The organism is Vreelandella titanicae (genome assembly GCF_014697095.1).
GTDB classification, from domain to species: domain Bacteria; phylum Pseudomonadota; class Gammaproteobacteria; order Pseudomonadales; family Halomonadaceae; genus Vreelandella; species Vreelandella titanicae.
In genome coordinates, this window is sequence record NZ_CP059082.1 from 909,608 (window position 1) to 933,890 (window position 24,283).

A 24,283-nucleotide genomic window follows, 5' to 3' on the forward strand; every position below is an offset into this window, starting at 1 on the left:
TTGATGCATATTACTCATGTAAATTTGGCGCGTGGTTTTCGCGGTGGAGAGCGTCAAACTGAGTTATTAATTAAAACGTTAGCAGAGCATGCACCAAACGATATTGCACAAACGCTGGTTTGCCGTCGAGACTCGCCCATGCGCCAGCACCTGCAGAGTGTAGCGCGACTCAACTTTCAAGCAGCCAATCACCAGTTAGCGGGGCATTTTGATCTCGGCGGGACACAGCTGGTACATGCCCACGATGCAAAAGGCGTTCATTGGGCTTACTTACACTACCGTTTAAAAGGCACGCCCTATTTAATTACACGCCGTGTCGACTCGCCCGTCAAACGTAAGTGGTTTAATCAGCAGTGTTACTCTCAAGCATCCGCCAGGGTTGCCCTCTCCCACGTCATAAAGCGTCTGCTGGAAGACAATCAGTGTGGCGACGTTACCTTGATACCCAGTGCCTATGCGCGCTTAACGCCCTCGCCTGAGGCGACCAAAAGTTTTCGCAATGATTTTGCCGATAAATTTTTGGTCGGTCATGCAGGCGCCATGGTTGACCGTCATAAAGGTCAGCGAGTGCTATTGCAGGCTGCGCAGAAGCTTGAGCATCAAGCGCCTGATATACAGTTTATTTTTCTAGGTGACGGTGAAGATGCAGAAACGCTAAAAGCAGAATCCTCGTCACTTAGCAATGTTTCCTGGCTGGGATTTAAAAGCAATATTGCCGACTATCTAGCTGGCCTGGATGTGTTTGCATTTCCTTCACGCAATGAAGGCCTGGGCTCTGTGCTGCTGGATGTCATGCAGCTAGGCGTTCCTGTCATTGCTACCAAGGTTGGCGGCATACCCGATATCGTCAAGCACGAACAAACGGGGTTGCTGATACCGTCCGGCGACGCCGATGCACTGGCTAACGACATTATGCGATTAAGGCAGGATCCCGCTCTTCGGCAACGATTGGCCCAAGGAGCCACTGAACGTTTAGATCATTATAGCCCTCAGTCAATGACTGCAGCGTACTGGCACCTCTATCAAACAATAGTGAGTTAATGATTATGCTTGCAGCTTCTGCAAAAGCGCATAAAAATCTTCATAAACTAGGCTTTTATGCGCAACATACCGTTCACCGCCTAATTCCCAGTACGTTTCTGCAACGGCAAAGATTAAATTTACTTCGCTCATTAAAGCAATTGTCAAAAGAGGAGCAGCAGCAGCTACTTCTCCGAGTTAACTACTGTAATCAACTGGAAAACAACGTTGAACTGCCTAAGGAGGCTATAAGTTTATCTAGTTTCAAACGCGAGAAAAGCGGCACTTATTACTTGGATTTGCTCAGTGTGTTGCGCTATTTTCCGCCTGAACTACGCTTCTGCCATCGCTTTGGTGATGTAACTACCGTGCCAGACGCACCTACCTTAGTGAAAAGCCGGCCCATTAATGACCACAATCAAAACTCAGTTTTACTTAAGTTAAACCGTGTTCGTCATTACTACACGGTGAAAGATCCTCACCGCTATGATGACAAGCTTGACCTTGTGGTATGGCGTGGTTCTTGTCATCAAGAACATCGGCGACAATTCATTCGAGACTTTTATGATCACCCGCTATGTAATGTTGGCGATATTCACAAAAATGCGCAAGGTCAGCCCTGGCATAGCCAATTTATGTCGGTACTGGAGCAACTGAAATATAAGTTCGTACTCAGTATCGAAGGCAAAGATGTTGCAACGAATCTCAAATGGATAATGGCCTCTAATTCACTCTGTTTTATGCGACAACCGCGCTTTGAAACATGGTTTATGGAAGGCACTTTGTTACCTGACTATCACTATGTGCAGCTCAAAGATGATTACTCAGACCTTGAGGAGAAAGTCACCTATTACCTTGAAAACCCCGCGGCGGCAAAAAAAATTATCGGTAATGCTAACCGCTACTTCGCTCAATTTATGAATGCTGATAAAGAACGCTTGATGGGTCTTTTGGTTATGCAGAAATATTTCGAGCGCACCCATCAACTTCTCCCGTAGTAGCCGTTATCATCAGAGCTATCAATTTTCTGTAACATCCCCTTTTTCACTGTTTATATTAGGTAAATGTCATCATACGTTATCGCTCTTTCATTGCATGGGATACCGCTAGGCTAGCCACCATTGCATTGACACTAATTGGCCTCAGCCTGGGTTACACGGTCACGGTAATGACCCGTCTGCCCTGGTGGACACTATTTTTAGTAGCGGCCGCATGGATTGGTGTGGGGCTTAAGCTGCGCTGGGGCCAGCCTGCCAATGCTCGCTATCGTAAAATGTGGCCCTGGTCGCTTGTACCGTTAAGTCTTTGGGGTGTGTACGTTTACTTGGCGGACAGCTTTGGCATTGTCGATTTGGGTGCGGTGTTTTTTCACCTCCAGGCAGGCATAGCCAAGCATGGTGGCGCAGGCAAAATGATTTCCGCGGTGCTCTATACGTTAATAATGATTGGCGTACTGGCGGCCGTGACGTGGCTATCACGCCACGACCAGCGCTGGCGGTTAGCCGAGCGCTTTTTCGCTATTATATTATTGGCTAGCAACCCGCTACTTTATGGCATAAGCCAACGCAGCGCGGCCATTGTCACTGATGACGGCGCCTGGCTGGATCGACGCTACAAGCCGCCCCCTGCCGAGGAACTTAGGGACGCCCCTAACTTACTCATTCTGTATTTGGAAAGCATAGAGCGTACCTACTCTAATGACATATTTGGGGATGCCTACGCCAGTCTCAACGCCCTAGGGGAACGAGGTGCCGTTTTTGAGGGCGTGCGCCAGATGGATAATACGGGCTGGACAATGGCGGGCATGATTGCCAGCCAGTGCGGCGTGCCATTGATGCCTGCTGGACTCCTTCACGACAGCCAGTTCGAGCCTCTTTCCAAGGTTGTTCCCGGGGTCGATTGTCTCGGCGACATTCTTGCTGCACAGGGCTACCAACTAAGCTATCTAGGCGGTGCTAGCACACAATTCGCGGGTAAAGGACTATTCTATCGCGGCCACCAATTCGATACGGTGAAAGGACGTGAAGATTTAGAGCCCCTGCTAGAGAATCCTGAGTATGTAAATAGCTGGGGCCTGTATGACGACACGCTGTATGACATCACCGCCGATGAGATCCGGCATTTAGATAGCCAGAATAGCGGCCCCTGGGGTGTAATTAGCCTCAATCTGGCGGGTCATGCGCCTAATGGTTATCCCTCCCAGTCGTGCGTGGAACGTCAAGGAGAGTTTGACGGCCAGGATATTCTTTATTCGGTGGAATGCGCGACTTGGCTGGCTCAAGATTTGGTTGAACGGTTGGATTCTGAGGGTCTTCTCGATAATACCTTGGTGGTCATACTGAGCGACCATCTGACGATGCGCGTTTCTGTGTGGGATCAATTGACCGCGCTAGACCGCGACAACACGCTGATAATGCTCGGCAACGATATCGAGCCACAGCGTATTCGCCGAGACGCTACCATGCTGGATGTTTTCCCCACGATACTCGATGCGCTGGGCTTTAGTTTAGAGCGCGACCGCGCTGGATTGGGCACTTCGCTTTTCAGTAATAATCGTACGCTGGTAGAGGCCCACGGTATCGAAGTGCTTAATGAGCGTTTACGGGAAGAGACGGCGCTTCAGCACCGCCTTTGGGAGGGCATTTCCCCTCAGCGGCGTGAGTCCGACGAGCCTTCTCAAGAAGTTACTCAAGAGCAAACCCTAGAGACGCCTGCTGACGCGGCAGACGAAGTCGAGCTCATCCATTAACGATCACGCTCTCCCACTGATGAGCCGCGTGAATCTGTTGGTAGACTTGCTCAACGCTGAGCAGATTCAAGCAATTGGTATGCCCCAATGGGCAGGTACGCTGAAAGCAAGGAGAGCAAGAGAGCGCTAGGTAGTGAATGACGGCGTTATCAGTCAGCGGCGGCGTGTAGGCGGGCGATGAGGAGCCATACAGCGCATGGACACGAACACCTACCGCTGCAGCCACATGCATTAACCCCGAGTCGTTGGTGACTACCTGCTGGCAATCCGCCAACAGATCGACCGCATCAGCCAGCTGCGTCTTACCACACAGGTTATGGGCATGGGAAAGCCCCTGTGTGATCTCCTCGCCCGCCGGGTGATCCTTTGCCCCCCCGAGTACGCGTACTTCAAAACCCTCTTCCACCAGCCGTTTGGCTAAGCTGTGAAAGTAGCTGACCGGCCACTGCTTGGCGGGACCGTATTCAGCGCCCGGCATCATACCAATCGCCGTGCGCGAAGAAAGCGAGTGAGTTAGCCGCAAATTGACCAAGTTATCACGGTCAATCTGCAGTCTCGGTTTGGGCAGCGCAAAGGCGCCGCTAGCCGCTTCTTCCAGAGGCAGGCCGAGCGATACAAAGCGCTTTACCGTTTGATCCAGCACCTGTTTATCGAGTTTGCGGCGCTCCTTGAGAAGCCCATAGCGGTGTTCGCCTAAAAAGCCTATGCGTTCAGGAATGCGCGCCATAAAGGGCACCAGCGCTGCCTTCCAAGAGCGTGGCAAGACAATGGCTCGGTCAAAACGGCCACGCAAACGGTTGGCCAGTTCACGGCGGCTGGCCAAGCCAAATTCACCGTGCCCCACTGCCAGCGGCAGCACTTCATCCACTTCGGGCATACGCTCTAAAATAGGCTGTGACCACTTTGGTGCAACCACCCCTATCGTCGCGCCTGGCTGGCGGGCTTTTAAGGTCATAAACAGGCTTTGTGCCATGACCATGTCACCGACCCACGAAGGGCCAATCACCAGCAAGCGCTGAGCTGAATTAGCCATTTAACCACCCCAAGTAGGCCTTCACCCCTTGAGCAACGGTTTTAAACTCAACATCGCAGCCGCTCTCACGTAGCTGACCAATGTCAGCTCGGGTATAGCTCTGATAGCGTCCTTTGAGTTCTTCGGGGAAGGCAATGTAGTCGATCTCACCTTTACCGTAAAAGTCGATAACCGCCTCGCCAATGGCTTTAAAAGGTTCAGCCCGACCAGTGCCAAGATTGAAGATTCCTGACTTGTCAGGATGATCCAAAAACCAAAGATTCACATCGACTACATCGCCCACATAAACAAAGTCACGACTCTGCATGCCAGCCTCGTAGCCGTCATAGCCGCCAAACAGCTTGAGCGTTTCACCATTACGAATTTGCAAGTGGTTGTGATAGGCCACACTGGCCATTTTGCCCTTATGCTGTTCACGGGGGCCGTAGACATTAAAGTAACGAAAGCCCACTACTTGAGTGGTTAACTCGCTCCAGCGCGAACGCACGTGCTGATCAAACAGCAGCTTGGAATAGCCGTAAACGTTAAGCGGCTTTTCGCACTCGGGTACCTCTTTAAATACCTCGCTGCCGCCATAGGTGGCGGCTGACGAGGCGTATAAAAAAGGAATACTCTGCTGCTCGCAGTAATTAAGCAGCACTTTGGAGTACTCGAAGTTATTCTCCATCATGTAGTGGCCATCCCATTCGGTAGTATCCGAGCAGGCGCCTTCATGGAAAATAGCATCGATCTTAGGTAGCTCGACGCTTTCACCGCGCAGGGCAGCTTTTACCCTGGCGAGGAAATCATCTTTATCAAGATAATCCGCCAGCGTGCAGTCGGCTAAATTGACGAATTTGGTACCATCGCGTAGATCGTCAACGACCATCACATCGTTTCGACCGCGGGCGTTCAATGCTTTAACTATGTTGGCCCCGATAAAACCGGCACCGCCTGTTACCACAATCATACTGTTCTCCTTACCTAAAGCAGCTTGTTGGCATACGTGCCTATAACCCATCTGCCTAGGATTGTATACTTGACGCCTTATGAATTCATGGCCAACGGTGCTTTCCGCGATGAGTGTCTCGACAAACCAATCGACACCCGATGTGTCGACCTTTCAAGGCTTGATCCTTGCTCTGCAGCAGTACTGGGCAGAACAGGGTTGTGTCATCCTTCAGCCGCTCGATATGGAAGTCGGCGCGGGCACCTTCCACCCCGCTACCTTCCTGCGGGCGATTGGTCCCGAAACCTGGAATGCTGCCTATGTACAGCCTTCCCGCCGCCCTACTGACGGCCGCTATGGCGAGAACCCTAACCGCCTTCAGCACTACTACCAGTTCCAGGTGGTGATGAAGCCATCGCCAAGCAACTTACAGGATCTCTACCTGGGCTCACTCAAACGCCTGGGTCTTGATCCGCTGGTTCACGATGTGCGCTTTGTCGAAGATAACTGGGAATCTCCTACTTTGGGCGCCTGGGGCCTGGGCTGGGAAATCTGGTTAAACGGCATGGAAGTGACCCAGTTTACCTACTTTCAGCAGGCCGGTGGCATCGAATGCTATCCGGTCACCGGCGAACTGACCTATGGGCTTGAGCGCATCGCCATGTACCTGCAGGACGTCGACAGTGTGTATGACCTCGTCTGGGCCATTGCCCCCGATGGCAGCAAAGTGACTTATGGCGATGTCTATCTGCAAAATGAGCGCGAACAGTCCGCCTACAATTTCGAACATGCCGATGTCGATCAGCTATTTGCTAACTTTGACCATCAGGAAAAAGAGTGCAGCAAGCTGCTCGCTGCCAGCCTGCCGCTGCCAGCCTACGAACAAGTCCTGAAGGCATCACACACGTTCAACCTATTAGATGCCCGTCACGCTATCTCGGTCACCGAGCGTCAGCGCTTTATCCTGCGCGTTCGCACTATGGCCCGGGATGTCGCCACTGCTTACTTTGAGTCGCGTAAGGCCGAAGGTTTCCCCATGGCGCCAGAAATACTTCGCCGAGAACTGTTACAAGAGCTACTCGCCGATCAGGGAGACGACTAATGGCTGTTAATACGCTTTTACTAGAACTCGGTGCAGAAGAGCTGCCGCCCACGGCCCTGGACGCTCTTTCCGATGCGTTCGCCGCGAGCATCGAGAAAGGCCTGCAAGAAGCCGATGTTCCCTTCACCAACGTTACCGCTTTTGCGACACCACGGCGTTTAGCGGTACAGGTGCATGAACTGGCCGACAAACAGCCTGATCGTAACGTTGAGCGCCGTGGCCCAGCGCTGGCGGCTGCCTTTAAGGATGGCGTTGCCACTAAAGCCGCGGAAGGCTTTGCCCGCTCTTGCGGTGTAAGCGTCGACGAGCTGATTCATTTAGAAACCGATAAAGGTACTTGGTTAGGTTTTCGTGAGCAGCAGCAGGGAGAATCTATTCAAGCGCTGCTGCCTGAGATTATCCGCAAATCAATCAGCACCCTCCCTGTGCCTAAAAACATGCGCTGGGGCGCTTCACGGGTTGAGTTTTCCCGTCCCGTTCATTGGCTGGTAGCCATTTACGGTAGCGACGTAGTGGCCGCCGAGGCACTTGGCCTAGAGGCTAGCTGCACGACCTACGGTCACCGCTTCCACGCCCCTGATGCCATTCAGTTGGCGCACGCTGATGAGTATGTGGCTACGCTGGAAAATGCCTATGTACTGGTGGATCGTGAGCAACGCCGCGAGCGCATCCGCGAACAGGTATTAGCAGAGGCCGAAGTGCAGGAGGCCAATGCGGTTATCGACGAAGAGCTTCTGGTAGAAGTGAGCGGCTTGGTGGAATGGCCAGTCGCCCTTACCGGGAGCTTTGATGAGCGCTTTCTGAAAGTGCCCGCCGAGTGCTTGATCTCTTCGATGAAGGCTAACCAGAAATATTTTCACCTGTTGGACGACGCTGGCAAGCTGAAACCGCTATTTATCACCATTGCCAATATCGACAGCGCTGACCCCGACCAGGTCATTGCCGGTAACGAGAAAGTCATTCGTCCGCGCTTAGCCGATGCAGCGTTTTTCTACGACACCGATCGCAAGTACACATTAGCGTCACGCATCCCACAGTTAGAGAGCGTGGTATTCCAGCAGCAGCTAGGCACCCTGGCGGATAAAGCTCGCCGCAGTTCGGTTATTGCGACATTTATTGCCGAACGTATCAATGGCGACGTGGCTCACGCTCAGCGCGCCGTGGCACTCGCCAAGTGCGACCTTGTGACGGAGATGGTGCTCGAATTCCCTGAACTTCAGGGCATTATGGGACGCTACTATGCGCAGCAAGATGGCGAACCCACGGAGGTTGCCCAAGCCCTTGAAGAGCAATACCTGCCGCGCTTTGCTACTGATGCGATTCCCCAAAGTGCTACAGGCAAGGCATTAGCCCTGGCGGATCGACTGGATACCCTGGTAGGCATCTTCGGGATAGGCCAACGCCCAACCGGTGCGAAAGATCCTTTCGCTTTACGTCGTGCTTCGATTGGCGTGCTTAACATTCTGGTCAAAGGCGAGCTGGATCTTGACCTGCGCGAGCTGCTTACGGTTGCCTCTGAGCAGCACCAGGGCCTCCCCAAAGCTGACGGGCTGGTTGAGGACGTGCTGACGTACATGTTGGATCGCTTCCGCGCCTGGGGCCAGGATGAAGGCATCAGCGCAGAAATGTACCTTGCTGTTCGTGCGCGCCCAGTCACAAACCCGCTCGACTTCGCTCGCCGCCTGCGCGCTGTGAAGGCCTTTGCCCAGCGTGACGAAGCCACAGCGCTGGCGGCGGCTAACAAGCGCGTTTCGAATATTTTAAGCAAGCAGGAGCATGACGGCAGCACACAGGTCGATCAACACTTGCTGCAGGAAGATGCCGAGCGGGCACTGTTCGACGCTGTGACAGGTAGCCAAGCACAGGTGGCACCCCTATTTGCTGCGGGTGACTACCAGCGTGCACTCGACGCACTTGCCACACTGCGAGATCCAGTAGATGCCTTCTTTGACCAAGTAATGGTGATGGCGGATGACCCGGCTATTCAGCGTAATCGGTTAGCGCTTCTTGCAAGCCTTCAAGCGCTGTTTTTAGAAGTCGCCGATATTTCGCTGCTCCCTCAGTAGTCGTCGGCTAATGGATCGCAAATCCCCAAGCCCAGCCCTAACGGCTGGGCTTTTTTTATTGTTTGGGGAGTACGTGTTTCACGTGAAACATCTTTGTTAGATCGGGGTAAAATAGTCTTAAATCTCGCGGGCAGAAAGTATCGCCGACAACCGTACCAATAGGATCACTATGCTAAGTGCCGATAACCTTGTCATCCTGGATCGAGACGGCGTCATCAACCATGACTCTGATAACTACATCAAATCTCTCGAGGAGTGGGTACCCTACCCCTCTTCAATCACTGCCATTGCCCGCCTCACCCGCGAGGGATACACCGTTGCCGTCGCAACGAATCAATCCGGGATTGCCCGAGGCTATTATGATGAAGCAACCCTCCATACGATGCATGAACACTTAATTTCGTTAGTAGAAGCGGAAGGCGGGCATATTGCTCATATTGCTTACTGCCCCCATGGGCCAAATGATAATTGCCAATGCCGTAAACCATTGCCAGGAATCCTAATACAGATCCAGCAGATCCTGGGACTAGAAAGTTTAACGGGAAGCTGGATGGTCGGTGATAGCCTTCGCGATCTCCGGGCGGGCGAAGCCGTAGGTTGCGAAACAGCGCTGGTGAGAACTGGGAAGGGAAGTAAAACGGAGCAAGCAGGCGCTGGTCTTGAAAAGACCAATATCTTCGATGATTTAGCGCAATTTGTTGAATGGCTCATTAAATAGCTAAGCGACACCGAGCTGGTAGTCATAGATCGCTCTGCGTTGCATGAGTAACTGTTGCATGAGAAATTTGGCTGAAACTAACTACCCTCTTCTGCTACACGTATCCTGATCCTGCCAATCTATCTATCAATAAAAAAAGCGTCGCTATGAATTTCATAGCGACGCCTGTCATAGTGGCATTAAACCATACTGAGGCTAATGATCGTTAAAGCAGTGTTTCACGTGAAACATCTTAACGAAAGCAATCCACCTTACACGTCTAAATTGGCCACCAACGCGTTGGTCTCAATAAAGTCACGGCGCGGTTCTACATCGTCACCCATCAAGGTGTTGAACATCATATCGGCACCCACGGCATCTTCGATCGTCACCCGCAGCATGCGGCGGCTATCGGGATCCATGGTGGTGTCCCAGAGCTGATCCGGGTTCATTTCACCCAAGCCTTTATAGCGCTGTACAGACAACCCGCGCTGGCCCTCTTGCATTAGCCACGCCAGTACTTCCGAGAAGTGCGATACCGGCTTCTGCCGCTCGCCACGAGCAATAAAGGCGCCCTCTTCCAGGAAGCCATCCAGGGTTTCGCCCAGCTCAGCGATACCGCGATAGTCGGCGCTTTCAAAGAAGTCGAGGCCCCACCTATACTCAGTCGTCACACCGTGAGCAACCAGCGAGACGGTAGGTAGGAAAAGCCCGCGCTCAGAATCTTCGTGAAGATGGAAGTGGTAACGGGGCCCGCCTTCATAGGCAACCATGTCATCCATGATCTTCTGGAGTTCATCAATCCAGTTCTGCATGGTCACACGATCTTTCAGGCTCTCTTCACCTTTCAGTGCCGAAGCATGAACGATTTGCTTAAGTACTTCATTAGGATAAACCCGCGACAAGCGATCAATCCGCTTCATCACGTTGCGGTACTGGTTCACTAACGCTTCAAGCTGTGAGCCGGAAATACCCGGTGCATTAGCGTTAACATGCAGGCCGGCACCGTCCAAGGCCGTGGTGGTTAAATAATCCACCATCGCCTGTTCATCTTTCAGGTAAAGCTCTTGCTTGCCGCGCTTAATTTTATAAAGTGGTGGTTGAGCGATGAAGATATGACCACGCTCAATCAACTCCGGCATCTGACGGAAGAAGAACGTCAACAGCAGCGTACGAATGTGCGATCCATCGACATCGGCATCGGTCATGATAATAACCGAGTGGTAACGCAACTTATCGGGGTTAAACTCTTCACGGCCAATGCCGCAACCCAGGGCAGTGATAAGCGTGCCCACTTCTGCAGAGGAGAGCATTTTGTCGAAACGTGCTTTTTCCACGTTCAGAATTTTACCTTTAAGCGGCAAGATAGCCTGTGTACGGCGGTCACGGCCCTGTTTGGCACTGCCACCTGCCGAGTCACCCTCCACCAAGTAAAGCTCTGACTGACTGGGGTCTTTTTCTTGGCAATCCGCCAACTTGCCAGGTAAACCGGCAATATCCAGCGCGCCTTTGCGGCGGGTCATATCCCGCGCTTTGCGTGCCGCCTCACGTGCACGCGCGGCATCCAGCATCTTATTGACGATCGCCTTGGCTTCGTTAGGCTTTTCAACAAGATACTCGGAAAAGAGACGGCTCATTTCCTGCTCAACCGCTGTCTTCACTTCGCTGGAGACCAGCTTATCTTTTGTTTGAGACGAAAACTTAGGATCCGGGACTTTAACTGAAATAATAGCTGTTAGCCCCTCACGAGCATCATCTCCCGTGGTATTCACCTTGGCTTTTTTCAGCAGGTTTTCAGCTTCAATATAGTTATTGAGCGTACGGGTAAGCCCTGCCCGGAACCCCGCCAAGTGCGCCCCGCCGTCTCGCTGCGGAATATTATTGGTGTAGCAGAAAATATTTTCAGTGAAGGCTTCGCTCCACTGCATGGCTACCTCTACTTCAACGCCGTCATCACGAACAGCGTTAAAGTGGAATACCGGATTAATCACACTCTTATTGGTATTGAGGTGATCAACAAAGGCTCTCAAGCCACCTTCGTAGTGAAACAGCTCCTCTTTGCCGCTGCGCTCATCCAGTAAACGGATAGCCACACCAGAGTTCAAGAAGGATAGTTCGCGAAGTCGTTTGGCTAAAATATCAAAATGAAACTCGATATTGCCAAAGGTTTCTGGCGATGGGCGGAAGTGAACCCGGGTACCGCTTTTTTCGGTTTTGCCCACAACGCCCAATGGTGCTTGAGGAACACCGTGACGGTACATTTGTTCGAACACTTCACCCTGACGCCAAATCGTTAAGCGCAGCTCAGCGGAAAGCGCATTGACAACAGAAACACCGACGCCGTGCAACCCACCGGAAACCTTGTAGGAGTTATCGTCGAATTTACCGCCTGCGTGCAGAACCGTCATAATAACTTCTGCAGCGGAAACACCTTCCCCTTCATGAAGCTCGGTAGGTACGCCACGGCCGTTATCACTCACGGTGACCGACTCATCCGGGTGGATGACAACGCGAATTTCACTGCAATGCCCAGCCAACGCCTCGTCGATGGAGTTATCCACCAATTCGAAGACCATGTGGTGGAGCCCAGTACCGTCGTCGGTGTCACCAATATACATACCTGGCCGCTTACGCACCGCGTCCAGCCCCTTGAGCACCTTGATGCTTGATGAATCGTAAGCCTGCTCGCTCATTGACCACTCCGTTGTGAAGTCTGTCTCATCCTGTATCGTCCTACCCTTCTTCCTGCGCTAGCTGACTTTCTCTAAACCACTAAACCCCTCCTTGCAATGTTTCACGTGAAACATATTTACGGGGGTATCAGTTCGCCAGGCATTCTTCAATGCAGAAGGTTCGACACTGGTAATAAATGCTTGGCACTGCATATCTTCGAGTAAACCACAAAACTGGTAACGATTTTGCTCGTCAAGTTCTGCGGGCAAATCATCGATAAGATAAATACAGTGCCGCTGTGCTGTTCTTTCCAGAAACCGCCCTTGGGCAAGCTTTAATGCACTCACCACTAACTTTTGCTGGCCTCTGGAAAGCACTTCTACAGCAGGCTGTTTGTTTATCCTGATACGTAAGTCAGCGCGCTGCGGACCTTGCTGAGTAAACCCCATCTGCTGATCAGTTGGCCGACTATCATGTAACACAGTCGCAAGAGTTCGATCTTTATCCCAACCTCTGGCGTAGTGAAGCGACAATCCCGGCAAGGGAAGCAACACCTTAAGTGTCTCTTCAAAGACAGGCAAAAAGTCACTAAACCAAGCACGGCGTAACGAGTCCATCTGTTCACCCCAAAGGGCTAGTTCATGCTCCCACACCGCCATTTCCTGAGGTAGTATTCTACCACGCCTGAGCAGTGCATTCCGATGTTTCAACGCACGCCGGGTGCGCTTCCAGATTGCTAAAAAGTCATGTTTCACGTGAAACACGCCCCAGTCGAGAAACTCACGACGTCCGGCTGGAGAACCTTCAAGCAATCGAAAAGCATCAGGGTTAATTAATTGAAGCGGCATAGCCTCTACCAGTTCCGCCAACCGAGCGTTTTTATCTCCCTTTAAACGAAGCTCCAGCTCCCGCTGAGCTCTTAAACGACGCACACCAAGGGTAACCTCAGGCTCACCACTTAAACGTCCGTACAGCGTCATATACGGCTCATCCGTTTGGATCGCGCTTTTTAACTGGCGAGTACGAAAAGAGCGGCCCATGCCAAGAATATGTACCCCCTCCAACAGACTGGTTTTACCGCTGCCATTAGCACCGCTAATGACGTTGATATGCGAAGAGGGCGTCATCTCAACCGGCCTGAGATTGCGCAAAGCGTGGAAATTAAGCAGTGTCAGGCTCATCCTATTATCACCACTTAAAATATCCTCGAAAAAAGGGAGTATTCCAACGCGTTAGCGGCGCTTCTGCTACCAGAAGCGCCGCTAACGTAGCTTGCTTACGTATTGCTGTTACCCGCCCAAAGCGTTTACAGGCGCATCGGCATAACGACATAAAGCGCATCACCGCCGCCGGGCTCTTCCAGCAGCGCGCTACTATTGGGATCAGCCAGGGTAATCTGCACGCGATCTTCATTTAGCACTGTTAGTACATCAACTAAATAGCCGACGTTAAAACCAACTTCCATTGCCCCGCCGTTATACTCAACGGCGATATTCTCCTCCGCTTCCTCCTGCTCGGGGTTGTTGGCCATTACCTTAAGGTTGTTCTCTTCAAGATAAAGGCGCACACCACGGTACTTCTCATTAGAGAGGATAGCAGTACGTGAAAGTACTTGGCGAAGCTCCGCACGCTCGGCAATCAATACTTTATCGCCATTGCGCGGCACGACACGCTCATAGTCAGGAAATTTACCGTCGATTAACTTGGAGGTGAAGGTAAAGTCGCCTGTATGAGCACGCACATGACTGGAGCCAAGCGTCAGGCTGACAGGCTCATCGCTATCGTCTAGCAAGCGCGACAGCTCTAAAATCCCCTTCCGGGGCACAATCAGCTTTTGAGACTGGCTCACAGAGACCTCGATTGGCCGCGAGCACATCGCCAAACGGTGCCCGTCAGTAGCGACCGTGCGAAGCAAATTGCTTTGAATTTCCAGCAGCATACCGTTGAGGTAGTACCGCACATCCTGCTGCGCCATGGCAAACGAGGTCGCTTCTATCAGGTGCTTTAGGGTACCGCGGGGTACGCTAATCTCCTGGCTGCCGTCCGCATCTTCGATATTGGGGAATTCAGCGACCGGGAGCGTCGACAACGTAAAACGTGAACGGCCACTGCGTAGTACCGCGCGGCCCTCTTCAACGGCGAGCTGAATGTCGGACTGATCGGGCAATGATTTGCAGATATCCATCAGCTTACGCGCTGGCACTGTCGCGGAGCCCGCCTGATCGACCTGGCTTGCCACCGTGCGGCCCACGAGCTCGACTTCTAAGTCAGTACCGGTGAGCGACACCTGGTCACCCTCTACCTGAATCAGCACATTAGACAGTACTGGCAGCGTTTGACGGCGCTCAACAACACCAGCGACCAGAGTCAGCGGACGTAGCAGCGCCTCTCGGGAAATCGAAAATTTCATCAATACTCCGGTTCTATATCCTGAAAGACCTGCGTATAACAGGCCCGTCCCATGGAATGATTAACTGGTCAACAGGCGCAGTAAATTCTTGTAATCCTCACGAATATCCGCGCTCTCTTCCTGCAATGATTTCACTTTTCGGCAAGCGTGCAACACCGTTGTGTGGTCACGCCCGCCAAAGGCATCGCCAATCTCAGGTAAGCTGTGATTGGTGAGCTCTTTAGCAAGCGCCATCGCCACCTGACGAGGGCGGGCAACTGAGCGTGAACGGCGCTTCGAAAGCAGATCCGCCACCTTAATCTTGTAATATTCGGCGACCGTACGCTGAATATTATCTACCCCTACCTGCTTATCCTGAAGCGCTAACAGATCTTTCAGAGACTCACGAATAAAGTCTTGGGTAATCGTTTTACCCATAAAGTGCGAATCAGCAATGACTTTTTTCAGCGCACCTTCCAATTCGCGCACGTTGGAACGAATTTTTTGCGCAATGAAGAAAGCCGCATCGTGAGGCAAATCGACCTTAGCCTGGTCGGCCTTTTTCATCAAGATGGCCACACGGGTTTCAAGCTCAGGCGGCTCTATCGCGACCGTAAGCCCCCAACCAAAGCGTGATTTAAGGCGCTCCTCTACCCCACTGATCTCTTTAGGATAACGATCAGAGGTCAGGATCATTTGCTGACCACCTTCTAATAACGCATTGAAGGTATGAAAAAATTCTTCTTGAGAGCGCTCTTTTCCAGCAAAAAACTGAATGTCATCAATAAGTAACGCATCAACACTGCGATAAAAACGCTTAAAATCATTAATCGCATTAAGCTGGAGCGCTTTAACCATATCGGCGACAAACCGCTCTGAGTGCAGGTATACCACCCGGGCGTTTTCACGCCGGGTTGCCAATGCGTTCCCCACTGCATGCATTAAGTGGGTTTTACCCAAGCCTACGCCGCCGTATAAAAACAAGGGGTTATAAGCGCCACCAGGGTTTTCAGACACCTGGCGGGAGGCAGCACGAGCCAACTGGTTAGACTTACCTTCCACGAACGTATCGAAAGTAAAATTCGGATTGAGCCCGCTGCCATGTTTCAGACTGCCTTCTACCTGTACCTGACGTTCATTATTACGCCGACTCGGCGCTTCATCGCGCAGCCTATCGATTTCACGCTCATCAGCAATATCGCCGCGTGGCGGCGTATGTACCGCTGGTGATGCTGGCCGCGACAGCGAAGCCGATACAGGATTACCTAAATCACGATGCTGAGGGGCCTGGGTTGCCAAACGGCGACTACCCACCGTCAGGCTGACCTTTGGCGGCTTGGCCGGTGCGAGTTCACGCATCAGCTCACTAATCCGCTTGGCATACTTATCGCTCACCCAATCGCGCACAAAACGATTCGGCGCCAATAAGCGCAGCTCGTTGGACTCTCCTTCTTCTGCCTGCAGCGGGCGTATCCAGGTATTGAACTGCTGTGAATTCAGCTCATCCTGCAGGTTGTCCAGGCACTGTTGCCAAAGCGTCAGTGACACTCATCTCACCATCGGTTGAAAACGGCCGACCATTGTAGCGCCCAAAGCCTCGGTTATCCACACGGGTTTAGCCCTCAATATTGGCCTGTGGACAACTAGCGATGAGCCCATGGGAAAACCTTGTGGAGGGACGGGGATAATCCTTAAATACGTGCCTTACACACGGGTTAATCACATCTCGCCAACACCTTGTAGACGGCTTATACGGGACTTACACACAGATTTTTTATTGTTATAGGCAATTGAAAAATATCGTTTAAAACCACTTATCCACAAATAGTATCCCCACTATTAATAACAACAGGTTTAGAACTACCTATTAGTAATAATAGTGACTTTATTAATGGCTACTCTTACCGTATCAAGCACGCTGGTTGAGGCGTGATAACGCTTTTATGCAAGGAAAAATTGCACCCAGCAGAGGAAGTCTCTACAATTTCCGGTCTTGAATTGAATCTCCCCGGCTAGTTCCTCACTGGACCGGGCTTTTTGGAATTCACTTTCCGTCCTAAACCACGTGGGAATAACGAGTTATGAAACGCACTTTTCAACCTAGCGTTCTCAAGCGCAAGCGCGCGCATGGCTTCCGTGCTCGTATGGCAACCAAAAACGGTCGCGCCGTCCTCGCACGTCGCCGTGCCAAGGGCCGCAAGCGTCTGAGCGCCTGATCTCAGATTGCGTGTACCGCAGCAAGGCTTTCCCCGGCAATTACGGTTACTAAATGCTGGGGACTTTAGTCACGTGTTTGAGCAAGCCGACCTGAAAGTGCATGGCAAAGGTATGATGGCGTTAGTTCGCTTTAGTACTCGGGGACACCCCCGCCTTGGACTGGTGGTCAGCAAAAAAAATGTTAAACGCGCCGTAGATCGCAACCGTTTCAAGCGTCTGGTTCGAGAATCCGTTCGCCTTCGTCAAGATCACCTACCCTCTGTGGATATAGTGGTACTTGCGCGACGTGGCGTTCAGGATCTTGATAACGACACCTTGCATCGCCAGTTACACGGCATGTGGAAACGACTACAGCGTGACGCACAGGCGGTGATCGCAGCACCAACGCCTAAGCGTGACACGTGACCTTTGGTGCACCCCTCGCCGCTCGACCTCGGCCTGCCAACTGGCAGGCTTTCGTGTGTCAAGAGTCGAGTAAATGACACTGCGCCATTAGCATGTTCACCACCCAGCGGGCAGAACCCTCATGGACGTAAAACGACTTTTATTACTGATTCCACTAGCCGTACTCGCTTACTTGCTAGTCGTCCAGTGGAATCAGGATTACGGGCAGCCGAATTACGATTCAGTGCCTGAAACGACGCAACGCAGCAATTCCACGTCTCCTAGCAATGCTGAAGATGGAGAAAGCGGCTTAGCGGTGCCGAGCACGTCTTCACAGCAAAGTGCGGTAGGTGAAGGTATTCCTGATACCGAAAGCGAGACATCAAGCCGCGACTTCATTGCCGTGACCACCGATGTTCTGGATGTGCGTATTGATCCACACGGTGGCGATATTGTTTATGCCGCGTTACCGCAGCACAAACTCTCTCTGGATTCAGACCGTAACTATGTGCTGTTATCCGATAACAGCAGCCGTAGTTACGTGGCTCGCTCAGGCCTGCAGCTCGATGGCCAAGCCAGCCGTATCGCGTTCACGCCTGAAAACTCGGAGTATCGTTTAGGCGATAACGATGACGAGCTAAGCGTTGATCTAACCGCTGATGTTAACGGCGTTGAGGTCATTAAGCGGCTTACCTTTGAGCGCGGCAGCTATGCGGTCAACGTCAACTACTACCTGGCCAATAACACCGACGCACCGGTTAGTGCGCGCTTTATTGGTCAGTTGGCACGCGACAATAGCCCTGACCCATCAAGCGGTGTCTCCATGGGTATGAAATCCTACTTAGGGGCCGCTTACTCAACGCCAGATGCACGCTACGAGAAGATCGACTTTGAGGATATTCAAAGCCATAACTTCGAAAACCGTGAAGCACAGGGCGGCTGGATAGCCATTATTCAGCACTACTTTGTGTCGGCATGGGCGCCTCAGCAGGATCAGCAAAACCTTTTCTACGTCACCACCGACTCCAGTAATCGTAACGTCGTAGCCTTTGCTGGCCCCACCAGCACTGTGGCCGCCGATAGTGAAACCACTCTAGGCGCCACTCTGTACGTCGGGCCAAAAGTGCAGGACTACCTGGAACAAGTCGCTCCCAACCTGCAATTAACCGTAGATTATGGCTGGTTATGGTTTATTGCTAACCCCCTCTTCTGGCTGCTGGATCATATCCACGAGGTAGTCGGTAACTGGGGTTGGTCGATTGTTCTGTTGACCATACTGGTTAAGACAGTGCTGTTCCCGCTTTCAGCCAAAGCTTACAAATCCATGGGTAGGATGCGTAAACTCGGCCCGGAAATGCAGCGCCTGAAAGAGATGTATGGCGACGACCGGCAGAAAATGTCACAAGAGATGATGAAGTTCTACCAGAAGGAGAAGATCAATCCGCTGGGGGGCTGTCTACCTATTGTGATTCAAATGCCTGTCTTCATCGCTCTCTACTGGATGTTGCTGGAGTCGGTTGAGTTGCGGCATGCGCCGTTTATCTTCTGGATTCAGGATCTATCGGTGAAGGATCCGTACTTCATTCTGCCGATTCTGATGGGCATTTCGATGTTCGTTCAGCAGATGTTGAACCCGACACCTCCAGACCCCATGCAGGCGAAGATCATGAAGATGCTACCTATCATCTTTACCTTCTTCTTCCTGTGGTTCCCGGCCGGTCTGGTTATCTACTGGGTGGTCAACAACATCATTTCGGTGGCGCAGCAGTACTACATTACGCGCAAAATCGAAAATGATCCGAGTATAGGCAAAGGTATGAAAACCAAATAGACTGCCTTTGTCATCGCCCTTCAGACCCCCGCCCCGAGCGGGGGTCTGGCGTTTTAAGGTCGATAAATCCAGACTAGACCGATCAAATGCTATTTCTGCCAATTGACTAAGAGATTCAACATGGCCGAACGCCTCTACACGCCTGACACCATTGCGGCACTGGCAACACCTCCCGGACGTGGCGGCGTGGGTATTATCCGCGTCTCAGGGCCTGCCTGCCGTGAAATCGCTCAGGCCATGGTTGGGCATTGCCCTGCCCCACGATACGCTCACTATGGCCCCTTCCAAGGCGCAGAAGGCAGTATTGATGAAGGCATCGCTGTGTTCTTCAACGGCCCCCATTCGTTTACCGGTGAAGACGTACTGGAACTCCAGGGACACGGCGGCCCAATTATTATGGATATGCTGCTGGAGCGTTGTGTCGCCTTGGGTGCTCGTTTGGCGCGGCCAGGAGAGTTTTCAGAGCGGGCGTTTTTAAACGACAAGCTCGACCTGGCCCAGGCGGAAGCGATTGCCGACCTCATCGATGCCACCTCACGCTCGGCGGCAGAAAACGCCGTACGCTCGCTCCAGGGTGAGTTCTCGAAGCGCGTCTCTGCGCTGGTGGAGCGGTTGATCGAACTGCGCGTCTACGTTGAAGCGGCGATCGACTTCCCCGAAGAGGAGATCGACTTTCTTGCCGACGGTCACGTTGCCCAGCACTTAAGCAGCGTCCAGCAAGCGCTGAGCGACGTACGCCAGGCGGCAGGCCAAGGTGCACTGCTGCGAGAAGGAATGAGCGTGGTCATTGCCGGGCGACCCAATGCGGGGAAGTCGAGCCTGCTAAATGCGCTGACCGAACAAGATACCGCCATTGTGACGGATATCGCGGGCACGACCCGGGACGTGCTCCGTGAGCACATTCATATTGATGGTATGCCCCTACATATCATCGACACCGCTGGATTGCGCGATACGCCTGATGCGGTGGAGAAAATTGGTGTCGCACGTGCCTGGGCCGAAATAGAGAAAGCCGACCGAGTGCTGCTACTCGTTGATGCCAGCACCACTACTTCAACCGACCCCATGGCCATCTGGCCGGAGTTTGTCGCTCGCCTGCCCGACCAGAGCCGCTTAACCCTGGTGCGTAATAAAATCGATACCAGTGCCGAGCCGGCGGGCATTGATTTATCCACAACCATACCCATTGTGCGCCTATCGGCGAAAACCGGTACGGGTGTGGATAACTTGAAAGCGCATCTGAAGGATGTGATGGGTTTTGCCGCCACCACCGAGGGTCGCTTCTCCGCCCGCCGAAGGCACCTGGACGCCCTAGATCGCGCCATGGCAGCCCTTGATACCGGCCGTGCTCAGTTGGATGGATATGGCGCAGGGGAACTGCTGGCGGAAGATTTGCGCGACGCCCAACAAGCCTTAGGCGAGATCACTGGCGAATTCAGCGCCGATGATTTATTGGGCGAAATTTTTGGCAGTTTTTGCATCGGCAAATAGAGTTACTTTTTTCGACAACTACTCTCCCACCCACCAATCCGCCTGATAGCGGCTATCAGCGCCGAGCAGCGGGGTAATTTCTGCCATCGCTGCTGCCAAGCGTTTATCCAATCCCCAGGGCGGATTGATCACCAGCATACCGCTACCGAACATGCCGTGAGCCTGCTCGCCAGGTTCGCGCAGCAGCAGTTCGCTGCGCCATATCTTGCGTATTCCGCTGGCCTTCAGCACGTCCAGCAGCATTTGGTGATGCCCGGCAGGCAACAGCGGGTACCAGATCATCATCACCGCATGGCGAGCCTTTTCCAGCGCCTGGATAGCAGTGTCAGCGACCTCCTGGTACTCCACCTTGCGCTCAAAGCTTGGGTCAATCAGCACGCATACCCTGGGTGTTGCTACCGGCAGCATCGCTCTAAGCTCTGCCAGCCCGTCGCCATACACGCGCTTGACCTGCGCAGGGAGCGCCTGGCCATTCAAGTGCTGGTGTTCGCCCGGGTGCAGCTCAAACAGGCACAGACGATCGTGCTCGCGCAGCGGCTGGCTCAGCCACCAGGGCGAGCCTGGGTAGAGGGTCAATTCATTACGATCTGGCTGTGCCCCAACAATAGCGTTTAACCAGCTACCCAGCAGCGCGTCGGTTAGCTGTTCACGCTTCTGCCACAGCGGCCAGATGCCCTCACGGTACTCTTGGAGTCGCTGGGTCTCTTTGGTGGCTAGTGGATAAAGCCCTCTACCGGCATGTGTATCTATATATGTAATAGGTGTTTTTTTACGTAATAGGTAATCAGTGACGGCGTAAAGCGTCAGATGCTTGTGTACATCGGCAAAATTACCGGCGTGGTAGGCGTGTTGGTAGGACAGCATGGTAGCTCGTAAACAGGTGAACGAAAAAAGCCCGCTATAGGAGCATAGCGGGCTTTGAGCGGCAATGCGCAGCTTTAAGAGGCTTACTTAGCCCTGGCCGTTACCGGTAGGCGTCAAGGTAATTTCTACCCGACGGTTTTGAGCACGACCCTGCTCATTGTCGTTGCTGGCGACTGGCTGAGTAGCACCGTAACCAGAAGTATTCAGGCGCATGGATGAAACGCCATTCTGAGACAAGTAGTTGGCGACGGCTTGGGCACGGCGCTCAGATAGACGCTGGTTATAGCTCGCGTCACCGGTACTATCGGTGTGGCCAGCGATACTAACGCGGGTATCCTGGTACTGAGAAAGTACGTTAGCAACTTCATTGAGTGAGCCACGCGCTTCACTAGTCAGCTCAGCAGAGTCAAAGCCAAAGGTAACGCCGCTGGGCATATTGAGCACGATATCGTCGCCACGGCGATCGATTTCAATGCGTGACCCCTGTAGGTTGTCACGTAGCTGCTGCTCTTGGCGATCCATATAGACACCAATACCAGCGCCCGCTGCTGCGCCTACGGCAGCACCAATTAGTGCACGGTCACGGCGGCTGGTGCTGCCATCGCCAGACAGAGCGCCTGCAGCGGCCCCCACGGCGGCACCAATCCCGGTGCCCATAGCGGTGCTAGAGCGCTGCGTTTGGCCACCGTAAGGATCCGATGTAGCGCAACCGGCCAGTAGAATAGCAGCCGCCAACGGTGTCAGTAGTCGAGAAATACGCATCACTCACTCCTTGTAAGTCGTCAAGCTTGATGGTTCAAGTCTGTTATTTCAGAAAAAAAGAATTTCTGTAGATTGCTGGTCAATCATCGCTGATCAAAGCTAGCAACTCATTCAAGAATAATAGACCTTGAGGCGATGCACGCAGTTTTTCAGGCATTTGCATCAAAAGTCCTTTTTTCTCGGCAGATTGTAAACGCGTGAGTAACATTGCAGGCGCTTGCCCAGTGTTGGCTCTCCATGTCTCAAGCAACACCCCGCCAGTGAGCCGTAAAGCGTTCATGGCAAACTCCAACGGTAGCTCATCCGTTTTTATCAGCTGTTTACCGGCTATAAAGCCACGCAGATCATCTACGCGCTTTAGATAGGCGTCTGGCTGGCGAGTTTTCCAGCGCCGTTCAATGTGCCACTCCCCATTTGAGTCAATACGGCTAAGCTTGCCATGAGCACCAGCGCCAATCCCGAGGTAGTCACCAAACTGCCAGTAATTAAGGTTATGGCGGCTCTGGTGACCAGCACTAGCGTAAGCCGAGATCTCGTAGCGCTTGAAGCCCGCCAGCTCCAGGAGCTGATGACCTTTATCCTGAATATCCCAAAGCGCCTCTTCCTCTGGCAGTATCGGGGGGTGGGAGTGAAAGGCGGTATTCGGCTCAAGGGTCAACTGATACCAAGAGAGATGTTCAGGTGCCAATGCCAGCGCTTGGGTAATATCATCCATCGCCAATTGAGGCGTTTGATCAGGCAAACCGTGCATAAGGTCAATATTAATGTTGGTAAAGCCTGCCTGGCGCGCCTGCGCTACCGCAGTAATCGCTTCGTCACCGCTATGAATTCGCCCCAGCGCATGCAGTTGATCAGGCTGAAAACTTTGAATACCCAGCGAAAGACGGTTAATGCCTGCTTTCCGGTAACCAATGAAATGCTCTTGCTCCGTGGTACCTGGATTAGCCTCTAAGGTAATTTCTATCTCTTTAGAGAAGGGTAAACGGATCTGGATCTCTTTCAGTAATCGTTCATAAAACGCGGGCGACAGCAGGCTTGGAGTCCCACCGCCAATAAAGATGGTTTTAATTTCTCGACCAGCCGTCAGGTCAAGATCACTATCCAGGTCTTGTAACAGCGCATCTAGATAGGCGGCTTCAGGTAAATCCCGCGGAGTAAAACCGTGTGTGCCCGGCTCATGAGAATTGAAATCACAGTACGGACATTTACGGACACACCATGGCGTGTGGATATAGAGAGAGAGTGGCGGCAACGTATCAGCCATGCGCCACCTTCAGTAACTCCACCAACCCCTGCAACGCGCGACCACGATGGCTAAGGCGATTTTTACTTTCGCTGGGCAGCTCGGCGACGCTCATACCCTGATCAGGTAACCAGAAAAGCGGATCATAGCCAAACCCCTCCTTCCCTCGGGGATGAGCAAGAATTTCGCCTTCCCAACTCCGTTGCACAATGACCGGCACCGGATCCTTCGGATGGCGCAAATAAACCAGCACACACCAGTAACGTCCACTTCTCTGCCCTTCCGCACAGTCACTTAATGCGGCTAACAACGTTTGGTTATTTTTCTCGTCGCTTCTCGGCTCACCGCCATACCGAGCGGAATAGATACCGGGCGCACCATTGAGTGCGTCTACTTCAAGCCCAGAATCGTCAGCTAATGCAGGTAATCCACTGATGAGGCTCGCTTCACGCGCTTTTAACAGTGCATTTTCGACGAAGGTTAGCCCCGTCTCTTCCACATCCGTGACGCCAAAATCCGCCTGGGGGCGAACATCGAACCCCAAAGGTGAAAGTAACTGATTGAATTCTCTTAATTTTCCTGTATTGCCACTGGCAAGTACAAGGGTATTGACGGCGGCCATGGTATGTACTCCTAACAGTAGAGCATCAGTTTACGCGCTCATTGAACGTATCAAAAGCCAGCACAATGTTATCAAATGTGTCTAGGTATAAATAATTACTAAAACCCATTAATATTAGTAAGCATCTGTTTTTTAAAATAAACTTAAAACATAAGAGGAGTCTAAAACTATAAATAGACCAAATAATTAGTAACAAAACTTTACGGAACGTA

The 24,283-nt window shown here is 52.4% G+C and carries 20 protein-coding genes; 10 read left to right on the forward strand and 10 right to left on the reverse strand.

The features are described from left to right. The first annotated feature begins 3 nt into the window (after nt 1-3). The 3 genes from HZS52_RS04315 (at nt 4) to HZS52_RS04325 (ending at nt 3,769) form a co-directional block, all read left to right on the forward strand. On the forward strand, nt 4-1,041 hold the full coding sequence (locus HZS52_RS04315; RefSeq protein WP_041157465.1) for a glycosyltransferase family 4 protein: 1,038 nt from the start codon (nt 4-6) through the stop codon (nt 1,039-1,041). Then, on the forward strand, nt 1,041-2,018 hold the full coding sequence (locus HZS52_RS04320) for a glycosyl transferase family 90 (protein ID WP_190374200.1): 978 nt from the start codon (nt 1,041-1,043) through the stop codon (nt 2,016-2,018). Before HZS52_RS04315 ends, HZS52_RS04320 begins: the two co-directional genes overlap by 1 nt. 170 nt (nt 2,019-2,188) lie before the next feature. Continuing rightward, nucleotides 2,189-3,769, forward strand: coding sequence for a sulfatase-like hydrolase/transferase (locus HZS52_RS04325; RefSeq protein ID WP_101148389.1), 1,581 nt, complete (start codon nt 2,189-2,191; stop codon nt 3,767-3,769). Here the strand turns inward: HZS52_RS04325 and waaF are convergent. Both waaF and rfaD read right to left on the reverse strand, forming a co-directional pair. Next, nucleotides 3,759-4,802, reverse strand: coding sequence for a lipopolysaccharide heptosyltransferase II (waaF, locus tag HZS52_RS04330; protein WP_190374201.1), 1,044 nt, complete (start codon nt 4,800-4,802; stop codon nt 3,759-3,761). The two genes, HZS52_RS04325 and waaF, sit on opposite strands and share 11 nt — an antisense overlap. After that, on the reverse strand, nt 4,795-5,751 hold the full coding sequence (gene rfaD, locus HZS52_RS04335; RefSeq protein ID WP_039857862.1) for an ADP-glyceromanno-heptose 6-epimerase: 957 nt from the start codon (nt 5,749-5,751) through the stop codon (nt 4,795-4,797). Before rfaD ends, waaF begins: the two co-directional genes overlap by 8 nt. Nucleotides 5,752-5,860: 109 nt before the next feature. Between rfaD and glyQ the strand changes: the two genes are divergently transcribed. The 3 genes from glyQ (at nt 5,861) to gmhB (ending at nt 9,616) form a co-directional block, all read left to right on the forward strand. Next, nucleotides 5,861-6,832, forward strand: a complete 972-nt coding sequence (gene glyQ, locus HZS52_RS04340) for a glycine--tRNA ligase subunit alpha (protein ID WP_190374202.1) — start codon at nt 5,861-5,863, stop codon at nt 6,830-6,832. Next, nucleotides 6,832-8,898 (forward strand): glycine--tRNA ligase subunit beta, encoded by a 2,067-nt coding sequence (glyS, locus tag HZS52_RS04345; RefSeq protein WP_190374203.1) that lies wholly within the window; start codon nt 6,832-6,834, stop codon nt 8,896-8,898. The genes glyQ and glyS overlap by 1 nt, the downstream gene beginning before the upstream one ends. Nucleotides 8,899-9,067: 169 nt before the next feature. Then, on the forward strand, nt 9,068-9,616 hold the full coding sequence (gmhB, locus tag HZS52_RS04350) for a D-glycero-beta-D-manno-heptose 1,7-bisphosphate 7-phosphatase (protein ID WP_190374204.1): 549 nt from the start codon (nt 9,068-9,070) through the stop codon (nt 9,614-9,616). 251 nt (nt 9,617-9,867) lie between these two features. On the opposite strand, the gene gyrB is transcribed toward gmhB, so the two are convergent. The 4 genes from gyrB to dnaA all read right to left on the reverse strand — a co-directional run bounded on the left by gyrB (nt 9,868) and on the right by dnaA (nt 16,205). After that, nucleotides 9,868-12,288 (reverse strand): DNA topoisomerase (ATP-hydrolyzing) subunit B, encoded by a 2,421-nt coding sequence (gene gyrB / locus HZS52_RS04355; protein ID WP_009286362.1) that lies wholly within the window; start codon nt 12,286-12,288, stop codon nt 9,868-9,870. Nucleotides 12,289-12,345: 57 nt separating this feature from the next. Then, complete coding sequence (recF, locus tag HZS52_RS04360) at nt 12,346-13,449, reverse strand: DNA replication/repair protein RecF (RefSeq protein WP_190374205.1); 1,104 nt, start codon at nt 13,447-13,449, stop codon at nt 12,346-12,348. 125 nt (nt 13,450-13,574) lie between these two features. Beyond that, nucleotides 13,575-14,678 (reverse strand): DNA polymerase III subunit beta, encoded by a 1,104-nt coding sequence (dnaN, locus tag HZS52_RS04365; protein WP_022521028.1) that lies wholly within the window; start codon nt 14,676-14,678, stop codon nt 13,575-13,577. Nucleotides 14,679-14,738: 60 nt separating this feature from the next. Beyond that, nucleotides 14,739-16,205: a chromosomal replication initiator protein DnaA gene (dnaA, locus tag HZS52_RS04370; protein WP_190374206.1), complete on the reverse strand. Its 1,467-nt coding sequence runs from the start codon at nt 16,203-16,205 to the stop codon at nt 14,739-14,741. A 533-nt stretch (nt 16,206-16,738) separates the two neighbouring features. Between dnaA and rpmH the strand changes: the two genes are divergently transcribed. The 4 genes from rpmH to mnmE all read left to right on the forward strand — a co-directional run bounded on the left by rpmH (nt 16,739) and on the right by mnmE (nt 20,580). Then, on the forward strand, nt 16,739-16,873 hold the full coding sequence (gene rpmH / locus HZS52_RS04375) for a 50S ribosomal protein L34 (RefSeq protein ID WP_008959105.1): 135 nt from the start codon (nt 16,739-16,741) through the stop codon (nt 16,871-16,873). Between the two features lie 7 nt (nt 16,874-16,880). Beyond that, nucleotides 16,881-17,279 carry a ribonuclease P protein component gene (gene rnpA / locus HZS52_RS04380; RefSeq protein WP_027958493.1) on the forward strand — a complete coding sequence of 133 codons (399 nt, stop codon included), beginning with the start codon at nt 16,881-16,883 and terminating at the stop codon, nt 17,277-17,279. Between the two features lie 121 nt (nt 17,280-17,400). Beyond that, a complete protein-coding gene (gene yidC / locus HZS52_RS04385) occupies nt 17,401-19,089 on the forward strand; it encodes a membrane protein insertase YidC (protein WP_009286358.1) in 1,689 nt (562 codons plus the stop codon). Between the two features lie 120 nt (nt 19,090-19,209). Next, nucleotides 19,210-20,580, forward strand: coding sequence for a tRNA uridine-5-carboxymethylaminomethyl(34) synthesis GTPase MnmE (gene mnmE / locus HZS52_RS04390; protein ID WP_190374207.1), 1,371 nt, complete (start codon nt 19,210-19,212; stop codon nt 20,578-20,580). Nucleotides 20,581-20,598: 18 nt separating this feature from the next. Here the strand turns inward: mnmE and HZS52_RS04395 are convergent, their stop codons facing one another. From HZS52_RS04395 to rdgB, 4 genes are all read right to left on the reverse strand, one after another. Continuing rightward, on the reverse strand, nt 20,599-21,444 hold the full coding sequence (locus HZS52_RS04395; RefSeq protein ID WP_190374208.1) for a 23S rRNA (adenine(2030)-N(6))-methyltransferase RlmJ: 846 nt from the start codon (nt 21,442-21,444) through the stop codon (nt 20,599-20,601). Nucleotides 21,445-21,531: 87 nt separating this feature from the next. Further along, nucleotides 21,532-22,206, reverse strand: coding sequence for a YiaD family glycine zipper/OmpA-like lipoprotein (locus HZS52_RS04400; RefSeq protein WP_190374209.1), 675 nt, complete (start codon nt 22,204-22,206; stop codon nt 21,532-21,534). A 79-nt stretch (nt 22,207-22,285) separates the two neighbouring features. Continuing rightward, complete coding sequence (gene hemW / locus HZS52_RS04405; RefSeq protein ID WP_190374210.1) at nt 22,286-23,470, reverse strand: radical SAM family heme chaperone HemW; 1,185 nt, start codon at nt 23,468-23,470, stop codon at nt 22,286-22,288. Further along, entirely contained in the window at nt 23,463-24,071 is a 609-nt protein-coding gene (gene rdgB / locus HZS52_RS04410; protein ID WP_141440215.1) for an RdgB/HAM1 family non-canonical purine NTP pyrophosphatase, read from the reverse strand. Before rdgB ends, hemW begins: the two co-directional genes overlap by 8 nt. Nucleotides 24,072-24,283: the final 212 nt, after the last annotated feature.